This window comes from Achromobacter sp. 46006, assembly GCF_059761975.1.
The window spans coordinates 128,315-137,223 of record NZ_JCBANN010000001.1; the positions used below are offsets into that span (position 1 = coordinate 128,315).

At 63.1% G+C, this 8,909-nt stretch carries 17 protein-coding genes; 14 read left to right on the forward strand and 3 right to left on the reverse strand.

The features are described from left to right. Positions 1-154: 154 nt before the first annotated feature. The gene (locus AC6LKG_RS00610) at positions 155-499 is read right to left on the reverse strand and encodes a hypothetical protein (RefSeq protein WP_498161929.1); all 345 of its coding nucleotides are present in this window, start codon (positions 497-499) and stop codon (positions 155-157) included. Continuing rightward, complete coding sequence (locus AC6LKG_RS00615; protein ID WP_498161931.1) at positions 499-1,482, reverse strand: XRE family transcriptional regulator; 984 nt, start codon at positions 1,480-1,482, stop codon at positions 499-501. Before AC6LKG_RS00615 ends, AC6LKG_RS00610 begins: the two co-directional genes overlap by 1 nt. Positions 1,483-1,579: 97 nt before the next feature. Between AC6LKG_RS00615 and AC6LKG_RS00620 the strand changes: the two genes are divergently transcribed. Then, positions 1,580-1,849 (forward strand): transcriptional regulator, encoded by a 270-nt coding sequence (locus AC6LKG_RS00620; RefSeq protein ID WP_498161933.1) that lies wholly within the window; start codon positions 1,580-1,582, stop codon positions 1,847-1,849. Between the two features lie 67 nt (positions 1,850-1,916). Further along, positions 1,917-2,135: a hypothetical protein gene (locus tag AC6LKG_RS00625; RefSeq protein ID WP_254595201.1), complete on the forward strand. Its 219-nt coding sequence runs from the start codon at positions 1,917-1,919 to the stop codon at positions 2,133-2,135. A 245-nt stretch (positions 2,136-2,380) separates the two neighbouring features. Here the strand turns inward: AC6LKG_RS00625 and AC6LKG_RS00630 are convergent, their stop codons facing one another. Next, positions 2,381-2,554 carry a hypothetical protein gene (locus AC6LKG_RS00630; RefSeq protein ID WP_020924369.1) on the reverse strand — a complete coding sequence of 58 codons (174 nt, stop codon included), beginning with the start codon at positions 2,552-2,554 and terminating at the stop codon, positions 2,381-2,383. Positions 2,555-2,619: 65 nt separating this feature from the next. On the opposite strand from AC6LKG_RS00630, the gene AC6LKG_RS00635 reads away from it, so the two are divergent. The 12 genes from AC6LKG_RS00635 to AC6LKG_RS00690 all read left to right on the forward strand — a co-directional run bounded on the left by AC6LKG_RS00635 (position 2,620) and on the right by AC6LKG_RS00690 (position 8,845). Beyond that, complete coding sequence (locus tag AC6LKG_RS00635; protein ID WP_175191974.1) at positions 2,620-2,931, forward strand: hypothetical protein; 312 nt, start codon at positions 2,620-2,622, stop codon at positions 2,929-2,931. Positions 2,932-2,933: 2 nt separating this feature from the next. Then, a complete protein-coding gene (locus AC6LKG_RS00640; RefSeq protein ID WP_175144166.1) occupies positions 2,934-3,392 on the forward strand; it encodes a recombination protein NinB in 459 nt (152 codons plus the stop codon). Further along, entirely contained in the window at positions 3,392-3,838 is a 447-nt protein-coding gene (locus AC6LKG_RS00645) for a hypothetical protein (protein WP_498161936.1), read from the forward strand. Before AC6LKG_RS00640 ends, AC6LKG_RS00645 begins: the two co-directional genes overlap by 1 nt. After that, positions 3,828-4,523, forward strand: a complete 696-nt coding sequence (locus AC6LKG_RS00650) for a phage replication initiator YdaU family protein (RefSeq protein WP_498161938.1) — start codon at positions 3,828-3,830, stop codon at positions 4,521-4,523. Before AC6LKG_RS00645 ends, AC6LKG_RS00650 begins: the two co-directional genes overlap by 11 nt. Continuing rightward, positions 4,520-4,891: a hypothetical protein gene (locus AC6LKG_RS00655; RefSeq protein WP_498161940.1), complete on the forward strand. Its 372-nt coding sequence runs from the start codon at positions 4,520-4,522 to the stop codon at positions 4,889-4,891. The genes AC6LKG_RS00650 and AC6LKG_RS00655 overlap by 4 nt, the downstream gene beginning before the upstream one ends. Continuing rightward, positions 4,888-5,829 carry an AAA family ATPase gene (locus AC6LKG_RS00660; RefSeq protein WP_498161942.1) on the forward strand — a complete coding sequence of 314 codons (942 nt, stop codon included), beginning with the start codon at positions 4,888-4,890 and terminating at the stop codon, positions 5,827-5,829. Before AC6LKG_RS00655 ends, AC6LKG_RS00660 begins: the two co-directional genes overlap by 4 nt. Next, positions 5,826-6,497 carry a hypothetical protein gene (locus AC6LKG_RS00665; RefSeq protein ID WP_498161944.1) on the forward strand — a complete coding sequence of 224 codons (672 nt, stop codon included), beginning with the start codon at positions 5,826-5,828 and terminating at the stop codon, positions 6,495-6,497. Before AC6LKG_RS00660 ends, AC6LKG_RS00665 begins: the two co-directional genes overlap by 4 nt. Next, positions 6,494-6,883 (forward strand): hypothetical protein, encoded by a 390-nt coding sequence (locus tag AC6LKG_RS00670; protein ID WP_498161946.1) that lies wholly within the window; start codon positions 6,494-6,496, stop codon positions 6,881-6,883. The genes AC6LKG_RS00665 and AC6LKG_RS00670 overlap by 4 nt, the downstream gene beginning before the upstream one ends. Then, complete coding sequence (locus tag AC6LKG_RS00675) at positions 6,880-7,086, forward strand: hypothetical protein (RefSeq protein ID WP_498161947.1); 207 nt, start codon at positions 6,880-6,882, stop codon at positions 7,084-7,086. Before AC6LKG_RS00670 ends, AC6LKG_RS00675 begins: the two co-directional genes overlap by 4 nt. Continuing rightward, positions 7,083-7,532 carry a hypothetical protein gene (locus AC6LKG_RS00680; RefSeq protein WP_498161949.1) on the forward strand — a complete coding sequence of 150 codons (450 nt, stop codon included), beginning with the start codon at positions 7,083-7,085 and terminating at the stop codon, positions 7,530-7,532. The genes AC6LKG_RS00675 and AC6LKG_RS00680 overlap by 4 nt, the downstream gene beginning before the upstream one ends. A 228-nt stretch (positions 7,533-7,760) precedes the next feature. Continuing rightward, the gene (locus tag AC6LKG_RS00685; protein WP_498161950.1) at positions 7,761-8,276 is read left to right on the forward strand and encodes a Rha family transcriptional regulator; all 516 of its coding nucleotides are present in this window, start codon (positions 7,761-7,763) and stop codon (positions 8,274-8,276) included. Between the two features lie 305 nt (positions 8,277-8,581). Next, positions 8,582-8,845, forward strand: a complete 264-nt coding sequence (locus AC6LKG_RS00690; RefSeq protein WP_241061199.1) for a hypothetical protein — start codon at positions 8,582-8,584, stop codon at positions 8,843-8,845. The last annotated feature ends 64 nt before the right edge of the window (positions 8,846-8,909 follow it).

An 8,909-nucleotide genomic window follows, 5' to 3' on the forward strand; every position in this document is an offset into this window, starting at 1 on the left:
CCGTTCTCCCCGGGGTGGGGAGGTGTTGGGAGAATATTAAGCGAGTCGCTTAATGGTCGTCAAGCGTATCGCTTAAATATTTTTAAGCGACGTGCTTATCCAAATTTCACAAGCGAAAAAAAACCGCCCTCGGGCGGTTGGCGTGACTGGGCAGTCATCTAGGGATTGTCTTGGCTCGGTCTATGCAGGTGCGAAACACACGTAGCCGCGCTTCTACTGGGTCTTCAGGCTTGCCCTTGTACGCAGCGCGAATCAGTGCGTGATAGACCTCAACTTGCGTGGCGGTCACGTTCGGAACTTCGGACATGATCGCGTCGGCGCCATCATGCGCATTCTTCTCTGTGACACCGCTCTTTCGCAGGGAGGCAGCCTGTTCGGCCGCTTTACCGAGAAATCGGCAGCTGAGACCGACCTCGGGGTCCATCGCAGGGCTTTCGGCATTGGCGCTTTGAAAGCCCAGCGCCAATAAGACCGCGGCAATCCAACAGGTACGGTGCATCAGAACTCCCTGACTTGACTGGGCGGGAAAACGCCCACGATGGGGTGAATCTTCTCCACTTCTGTCGCGGAGAAACTGAGCCTCATATTGCCATTCACTGACATCACTTCGACGCCGCCATCACGGTGCTGAAAGAGCAATTCCTTGGCCATTTTTCGACCGTCGGCGAGCATGAGCGCCACATACTCACCTGGCCTGGGAGGGGAGTTCGGCTCGACCAAAACATACCAGCCATTGCGAATGGCGGGTGTCATGCTGTCACCCCGAACCTTCAGGGCATAGGCCTGGGTGTCACGCGAATGATGCACCAGATAGCCGTCCCCGTGCCCCACCGGGAACTCCAATTCGTCGTAATACCCGTTCTCCCCCAGCTGCGCTATTCCCACGACAGGGATTCTCCTTGGCTCTTTTGTGATGGGCCCGATGTACTCGAGGTCTTGATCTTCGGCGACATGCGCGTCTTTTTGCGGCTGCGTGCCATTGTGGACTCGACTCTGGGCGACGTCCAGAAGTCGCCGAGCGTCGTCAAGCGACATGACCGGGCGCTGGGAAAGCTCTTCCCCGGACAGATCGAACACTGCCGCTAGGGCGTGGCGCTCGTCATTGGTCGGATCGGCGCCCCCTTCGATGGATTCCAGGTGCGACACAACGAGTCCAGCTTGGGAGGCCAGTTCCGGCAGCGTCATCCCACGCGCCATGCGCAGCAGGCGAAGCGAACGGGCCAGCGATGGCTCAGGCGCAGCTGCTGCGGCGTGTTGAGCATCCATCCAACCAACCGGCTTGCCCATCCCGCTTTCGAGCTTGCGGGCGGCCTTATCGCCAAGATTCCGAGCTTTCCCGGTCTTTCGGTCAATTGTTCGGCTGCGAATTTGGCTCAGGTAGACCGGGGAAAGTTCGGACCGCTCGGCCAAATGCTCGGCGGTCCCTGCCTCCCGGACAAGGGCTTCAAGGTTTTCAAGGCGGATTTCGGAGACGGCTTTCATGGCCGCCATTTGATAGCAATTCGCTAAATATGAGGATGAGCGAATTGCTGTATTTGTCGCTTGACTGTCGTTAAGCGAATCGCTTAAGCTAGGCGCCATGAAACTCTCCGAATACATCGCTCAAGAGCGCGGTCGCCAGGCAAAACTCGCCAAGGCGCTGAATGTTCCTTCCGTATCGGTCTACCAATGGGCCGCTGGAATCCGTGAGGTTCCGGCGAAGCGATGCCCCTCCATCGAGCGCCACACCGGCGGTGCGGTGACCTGCGAAGAGCTGCTGCCGGATGTCGACTGGGCATACCTGCGCCGCTCGAAGCGGCAACGCCGTGCCACCGCCGCGCCGGCCCAGCAGGAGGCCGGCCATGCGTGATCCCGACCCGCAGGACAACCGCATCCCCATCGGTCCCACCGATATCTGACCCACCCAGGAGAAATTGATGAACGACATCAAAGCGGGCGACATCCCGCATGACATCCAGCGCGACGTGATCGGCGCGGCTACCCAGAGCGCGGTCAATGCATTGCGGGACAACGGTGAAGACGATGCGGTCAAGGCCGCCCGCCTGGTGGCAGAAGCGGCCCTGGAAGCTTGGGGACTGCTGAACGGGATCAGTCCTTCGTCTTCTCCTGCTCCAACCGAACGTACGTCTCCATGAAGCCCCAAGCGAACTCCGCGATGGCCTTGCCATTGAGATCCCGCGGGTGCACTCCGTTGAACAGATTCGGTTGCGTTGTGAGGATCTTCTCCAAGAACTCGCGGGCCAGTCCGTATTCCTTCTTTGTCATGAGAACCCCTCCTGTGGGGAAAGTTGGTTGTGGTTGGTCGCCACGCCCGGGTTGTCCGGGCAACGCCGATCGTAGCCGCAGGATGGGGTTCTCGCCAGTTTCGGGCCGTCATAGCTCAATGCACCGTCGCGCCGACGCGGTCGTCGGTGGCCCAGGCCATGCGGTCGCGCTCGGCGCGCAGCTCTTCAAAGATGGCCATCACCGCAGCCTCGGACGGGTCCACGAAGGTCCGGCGGGCCATGTCCTGGGCGGTGATCAGCAGCTTTTCGGTTTCGGTCAGATTTTTCATGCCGCCAGTTTGGCGAAGGTCGCCTTCAGCAGCATTCCCTTTCACTTGAACAGCGTTGAAGCCTCATGAACGCCCCTCAAATTCCCTCTTCATCCCAGCCGCAGGGCGAGACCCTGATCCGCAAGGCCTTGACCACCATGTCCAAGGCCAGGCGCGCCGAGGTCATGCAGGCGGCCGGATGGAAAGATGAATCGTCTATCACCCAGGTGCTGAACAACAACGCCGGCATCAAGCTGGAGCAGTTGGACGCCATCCTGGAGGTGTTCGGCCTGTCGATCGTAGAGCAGTGGTACATGGACTATCTGGCCCGTGGCAATGCCATCGGCGCCAACTGCTGCCGCGCCCGGCTGAGCCAGGGCACGTGCGGGGCGGCATAGCCATGCACCAGCGCCTGCTGAACCCCAAGAAGTTCATTTTGCTGGGCCCGAGCCAGCAGGAAGCCGCGCAGGCGTTTGTGGCGAGCCTGCCCGTGGATGCAGAGCGTCCCTACGAGGTGGTGGTGCGCGAGCGCCAGAAGCCCCGCACGCGCGCCCAGAACTCGTTTTCTCACGCCTGGTACGGCGAGATCGCCGAAGCGCTGCCGGAAGACGATGCGCTGGGCTGGAAGTGCTACTGCAAGCTGCACCACGGCGTGCCCATCCTGCGTGCTGAGGACGAAGAATTCCGCGAGGCCTACGACGGCGCCATCAAGCCGCTGTCCTACGAGAAAAAATTGCTGGCCATGCGTGTGTTTCCGGTCACGTCCAGGATGAACACCAGCCAATTGACCAAGTATGCGAACGCGGTGCGAGACGACTTTGCAGCGCGCGGCGTACATCTTGAAGTGAAGGCGGTGTGATGCTCAAGCGCTCCACACCCCTGACCCGCAAGACCCCACTGCGCGCCACCGGATTCCGGCTCTCCAGCGGCTCCAGCGCCACCCTGGCGCGGCAGTCCACGCTGCAGCGTGCCGCCATCAAGCGCCGCGCGCCGAAGAAGCGCCCCGGCCACGAACCGAAGTACCTGGCCGCGTGCCGCGGCGAGCGCTGCTACCTGCAATTCGCCGGGTGCTGCAGCTACGAAGGCGACCCCACGGTCGTGCCTGCCCACCAGAACGAGGGTAAGGGCATGGGCCTGAAGGTTCACGACCGTTTCACCGTTCCCGCCTGCCACTTCTGCCATGCGCTCTACGACCAGAGCGGGATCGATCGAGAAATCAAGCGCGCCACCTTCGACTGGGCATACACCCGGTGGGAGCCCGTGCGCGCCGAGAAGATGAAAGAAGGAGCCGCCCATGGCTGCTGACTGGATCAAGATGCGCGTCGACCTGCCGACGCATCCGAAAGTTGTCCGCATTGCGTCCGCTTGCCAAGCGGACAGATTGCGCGTGATTGGCGGACTTTTGTCCGTTTGGGGGATCTTCGATGCTCACTCGATCGATGGAAAGTTGGAAGGCTATACGCCCAAGGTGATGGACGAGACCGTCGGCTTTCCCGGATTTTCGGACGCCATGATTTCCGTCGGCTGGCTGGAATTTGACGGAAATTCCCTCTATATGCCCGAGTTCGACGAGCATAACGGGCAGTCCGCCAAGAAGCGCGCACAGGACGCCGACAGGAAGAGAATCGACCGAAATTTGTCCGCTTCACAAGCGGACAAAAAGCGGACTAGAGAAGAGAAGAATAGAGAAGAAAAAGATAACCCCCAAAGCCCCCTGCCGGGGGTCGAGGGCTGGACGTTGCCGGACTGGGTTCCTGCCGAACCCTGGCAGCAGTTCGAGGAAATGCGGCGAAAGAAGAAAAAGCCCATGACCGACGCCGCCCGCAAGCTGGCGGTGACCAAGCTGGACACGCTGCGATCTGCCGGCCACGACGCGGGCGCGGTCATCGGGCAGTCCGTCCTGCACGCCTGGGACTCGTTCTACGAGCTCAAGGGCGGCGCCGCGCCGGCGGTTCCCGGAGAAGACCAACCGTGGAAGGGGGCTGTGTGATCGGACACCAGACCCTCTTCGATGCCCGGATGGCGGGCTACCGACCCGTCGACGTCTGGGTGGCCTGCGTGCCGGCCGGCCAGCGCCACGGCAGCTTCACCCACCCCGAGGCCATGATCGGCCGTATGACGGATGGCCGCTGGGTCGGCCATGCCGAGATCCACATCCACGACGACGAGAACGTGGCCACGCTCGACCTGCGCACGGTGGTGGGCACGGTCGTGCACCTGCTGGCGCCGACGCGGGCCCGGGCGCTGCAGGTGCTGCGCCGCCTGACCGAATGCTCTCCCGCCAAGGTCATCGCGTCCGGCGACTGGGGGCTGGCCATCTGGCAGCCCGGCACCACCATCGAGGAATTCCCAGCATGAGCCAGATCATCAGCCCCGCCGACGTCGACTTCGAGGCCTACATGGCCGAAACCGAGCCCCAGGCTAAGGTGCTGGCCGCCGAGGCCTGGCGCGACGAGCTGGTGCGCGCCGTCGAGCACGGCGAGCAGATCACTGGCGCGAAGCTGCCCTGGGCCAAGACTCACGACCTGCTGCGCTTTCGCCCGGGCGAGGTGACGCTGTGGCAAGGCATCAACGGCCACGGCAAAAGCGAGCTGTTGGGCCAGGCCTGTATCGGCTTCGCTTGCCAGGATGAGCGGGTGTGTATCGCCTCGTTCGAAATGAAGCCCCAGTCGACCCTCAAGCGCATGCTGCGCCAGACCGCGATGAACAGTCGGCCGAGCGTGCAGGCCGTCGACCGCCTCATCGACTGGTCGCGGGATCGCCTCTGGCTGTACGACCAGCAGGGCACGGTCAAGCCGGCCATGCTGTACGCGGTGGCGCGCTACTGCGCCGACCGCCTCAAGGTCCGCCACCTGGTGATCGACAGCCTGATGAAGTGCGTCCGCGGCGAGGACGACTACAACGGCCAGAAGGACTTCGTGGACATGCTCTGCACGCTGGCGCGCGACCTGGGCATGCACATCCACCTGGTGCACCACGCCAAGAAGGGCGAGAACGAAGACGCCATCCCCGGCAAGTTCTCCGCCAAGGGCTCCGGCGCCATCGTCGACCAGGTCGACCAGATGCTCACCGTGTGGCGCAACAAGCGCAAGGAACGAATGGTTGAGGCCGAATTGCGCAAGAACGGCGAGGCCTCTGCAGAGTTGCTTGACCTGCCGGACACGATGCTCATCTGCGACAAGAACCGTCACGGTGAATGGGAGGGCCGCATCAACCTCTGGCGCCACACCGACAGCCTGCAATTCACCAGCGACAAGCGTCGCCAACCCATCGACATGATCGGAGCTCTCGCATGAACGCTTCACCGAACCTCACCGACCCCTACGACCCGATGGCCGGCACGCTGGCGGGCAGCTACGCGCGCGCGGGAGCGCCTACAGCCGAGCTGGCAAAAATTAACATCGAGCCGGCGGACCCATGGGCGGGGCCGGAAATTGCCGACTTTCGAAATTCGGAAAGTTCGGGCCCGGGCGCCGAGTCGGGCCTGAACGTCAACATCCTGGCGCTGGACCTGGGCACGAAGACCGGCTTCGCGCTACGCCGGCGCGACGGCTCTACCCGCCATGGCACGGAGGTATTCACGCCGCGCAAGTCCTGGTCTGAGGGCCAGAAGTGGGCACGGTACCGCGCGTGGTTGGCTGGTTTCATCCACGAAGAGCAGATCCACCGGGTGGTGTACGAGCTGGTCATCCGCCATGAGGTGAAGGGTCGACCGCTCTGGGATGCCGCCCACGCCTACGGCGCCTTCCAAGCGATCACGCACATGGTTTGCGACGGCTTCAACGTCACGGCGACCGGCGTGAACCTGGCCACGGTGAAAAAGAGCTTTACCGGCAGCGGCCGCGCCAACAAAACCGACATGATCGCCGAGGCGCGCGCCCGCGGCTTCCGCCCGGAATCGGACAACGACGCCGACGCCCTGGCGATCCTGCACTGGGCCGTGGCGCAGGAGCGCAAAGCATGAGCAACCCGAACCAGGGCGCCGCGACCCGCGCGCGCAACATCGAAATCGAGCGCCGGCTCACCGCAGGCGAGAGCGGCCCGGCGCTGGCCAAGGTTTACGGCATCACCCAGCCGCGCGTGCACCAGATCGCACGGGCTGTCCGTGAGGCACGAGGCGACATAGCGCGGCGCCCCAAGCCGAGCGCGCTGGCGCAGCCAGCCAGAAAGGCGGCACCGGCAACTGCGCCAGAGAAGCCCTACGCCGGACCGGTCGCGGTCGTGCCTGGCACCCAGGTGGCGCCGCGCCCATTTGTTCTCTCGCCAGCCATGGCCGATCTGGCGAAGCGCGCACGCGCGGCCCAAGACCCCATCCATTCGCTGGCTGGCATCCGGGAGCGTGCCGCATGACCTGGGCCACCCAATCCGAGCGCGGCGACCCGGCCAAGCTGCTGGAACGCCGCCAAGAACCGCCGCCCGCGCGCACCTGCGCCGGCTGCAGGGAGATCCGCCTGATCACCAATCCCTTCGGCGGACGCCGCGTCCTGCGGTGCGCCTTGGGCGAAGAGATCGGCCAACGTTGTTCGAAGTACGAGGAGCGCACCGCGCCATGAAGATGCCGAAACTGCTGCTAGACCGCCTGCCGGCCGACTTTCACGAACGGCTTGAGAACTGGGGAGCCGTCATGCGAGACCGGCCATCGTTCTCGGTCTCGCCCACGTATCAGGTGTGCCAGGAACTGGCCCGCAGGGCGGGCAAGCTACCGCGTGGCGAGGACAGCGAGCAGCCGCGACCGGAGAAGGACGAGGCGGATGCGGAGTTGATCGAGGCTTGCTGGCGCACGGCAGCGGGATACCGAGGGCTTCCGCGAGAAACGGCGCTGTTGCGGTCCTACTACGTTCTGCGGCAGCCGCCGGCCATCATTTGCCGGATGCAGGGGATGCGGGTGCGGGAATTCGACGACATTCTGGTCCGTGCCGTTCACGAATTCGAGTTCTATGTTGCCAAGTTCGTATCACGGGTGCATAATCCCCCTCAATCCGTGATGACTACCGTCTAACGACGAGACTGATGCCCGTAGGCGGATGTCGCGTTTCCGGAAGAAAAGCCCCGAGCCAATGGCCGGGGCTTTTTGCATTGCGGGCGTCGTCGTCTGAGCGTGATCGAGCTGACGACATAGGTGCATCTGCACCTTTTCATTCCATCCCTACATAGACCAAACCGGCAAAGACCGGAACCTGAACCCGCCACGGCGGGTTTTTCTGTTTCTACACCTGAGAGGTGCGACATGGATTTGAAGGAAATACAGGAGCTGGTGACGGTGGACGGCGACAAGCTGATTACCGACACCCGGAAGGTCGCCCGCGCGTTCGGCAAGCAGCACAAGAACGTTCTACGCGCCGTTGACGCTATTCGAGACAGCAGCAGTCCAGAAGTGCAAGAGCATTACCGGCTCAATTTTGAGCCCGTTGAAGATCTGGACGCGAAAGGGCAGTTGCGCCGTCTCTACCTTATGACCAAGGACGGGCTGTCCGAGCTCGCGATGAGCTTCACTGGCGAGAAGGCGAGGCTGACGCGGATTCGCTTCATCCACGCATTCAACGCCATGGCCGAGTACATCAATGCCGGCCGAAGCGGCTTGTGGCAACAGATGAACGCGCTCTTGGCCAAGGACGCGGATTCCAAGGCCAGAGCATCGTTCGGCTCACACCTGCTCCTGGATCGAAAGCGCCAGAAGCCAATTTTTGAACAGCGGTATGGGGATCTGATGGAGAGAATCCAGCGGCCCTTACAGCTGGCCTAGTTTTACCCTCCTCTCAGGGGTGCCCGCCTTGCGCGGGCTTTTTTGTTTCCAGAGAGCAGGGGCCAGAGAGAACCGTCCGCCGGGCCGCATGGGCACCGGCTGGCAGACGTCACGCTCCGGCCTCTGCTCTGTGGGAACAGCCGCCGCAATCGACCAGACAGCAGTGAGCCGCCGCGGCCGCTGCGCGCGGGGATGACCCCGTCTCACTGGCTCCGACCGGCGCCGCCCGAAGTCTCCCTGCGCCACACAGCGCCACGTGCAACGCGTGCTTGGGGGAGGGGCCCCACAACCCACATGGAGGCCGCATGGCCATTCTCAAACGCCTGACGCCCGAGCAACTGGCCCAGGACTACACGCACTACGGCCGGCTTTACAAGATCGTCCCGGTCTACCTGGGCGATCCGTATGGCGAAGCTCCGCGTGTTGCCGTGCGCAACTGGTGGCCGGAGTGGATGCTGGATGCCGCAGACTGGATCTGGGCCGTCGCGGTCGACTGCATGCAGGCTATCAACCCCGAATTCGAACACCCCGGCTTCATGATCGCCATCGACGGTGAGCTGAAGCACTGAACACCCCCATGAGTCGCCTCAGCTGGCCTGGCGCCCGCGCAGGGGCAAATGCGCGGGGCACTTC

Excerpts from the sequence above, each read along its gene's own strand:
- AC6LKG_RS00610 (WP_498161929.1), bottom strand. The coding sequence starts at position 499 with ATGCACCGTACCTGTTGGATTGCCGCGGTCTTATTGGCGCTGGGCTTT.
- AC6LKG_RS00615 (WP_498161931.1), bottom strand. The coding sequence starts at position 1,482 with ATGAAAGCCGTCTCCGAAATCCGCCTTGAAAACCTTGAAGCCCTTGTC.
- AC6LKG_RS00620 (WP_498161933.1), top strand. The coding sequence starts at position 1,580 with ATGAAACTCTCCGAATACATCGCTCAAGAGCGCGGTCGCCAGGCAAAA.
- AC6LKG_RS00625 (WP_254595201.1), top strand. The coding sequence starts at position 1,917 with ATGAACGACATCAAAGCGGGCGACATCCCGCATGACATCCAGCGCGAC.
- AC6LKG_RS00630 (WP_020924369.1), bottom strand. The coding sequence starts at position 2,554 with ATGAAAAATCTGACCGAAACCGAAAAGCTGCTGATCACCGCCCAGGAC.
- AC6LKG_RS00635 (WP_175191974.1), top strand. The coding sequence starts at position 2,620 with ATGAACGCCCCTCAAATTCCCTCTTCATCCCAGCCGCAGGGCGAGACC.
- AC6LKG_RS00640 (WP_175144166.1), top strand. The coding sequence starts at position 2,934 with ATGCACCAGCGCCTGCTGAACCCCAAGAAGTTCATTTTGCTGGGCCCG.
- AC6LKG_RS00645 (WP_498161936.1), top strand. The coding sequence starts at position 3,392 with ATGCTCAAGCGCTCCACACCCCTGACCCGCAAGACCCCACTGCGCGCC.
- AC6LKG_RS00650 (WP_498161938.1), top strand. The coding sequence starts at position 3,828 with ATGGCTGCTGACTGGATCAAGATGCGCGTCGACCTGCCGACGCATCCG.
- AC6LKG_RS00660 (WP_498161942.1), top strand. The coding sequence starts at position 4,888 with ATGAGCCAGATCATCAGCCCCGCCGACGTCGACTTCGAGGCCTACATG.
- AC6LKG_RS00665 (WP_498161944.1), top strand. The coding sequence starts at position 5,826 with ATGAACGCTTCACCGAACCTCACCGACCCCTACGACCCGATGGCCGGC.
- AC6LKG_RS00670 (WP_498161946.1), top strand. The coding sequence starts at position 6,494 with ATGAGCAACCCGAACCAGGGCGCCGCGACCCGCGCGCGCAACATCGAA.
- AC6LKG_RS00675 (WP_498161947.1), top strand. The coding sequence starts at position 6,880 with ATGACCTGGGCCACCCAATCCGAGCGCGGCGACCCGGCCAAGCTGCTG.
- AC6LKG_RS00680 (WP_498161949.1), top strand. The coding sequence starts at position 7,083 with ATGAAGATGCCGAAACTGCTGCTAGACCGCCTGCCGGCCGACTTTCAC.
- AC6LKG_RS00685 (WP_498161950.1), top strand. The coding sequence starts at position 7,761 with ATGGATTTGAAGGAAATACAGGAGCTGGTGACGGTGGACGGCGACAAG.
- AC6LKG_RS00690 (WP_241061199.1), top strand. The coding sequence starts at position 8,582 with ATGGCCATTCTCAAACGCCTGACGCCCGAGCAACTGGCCCAGGACTAC.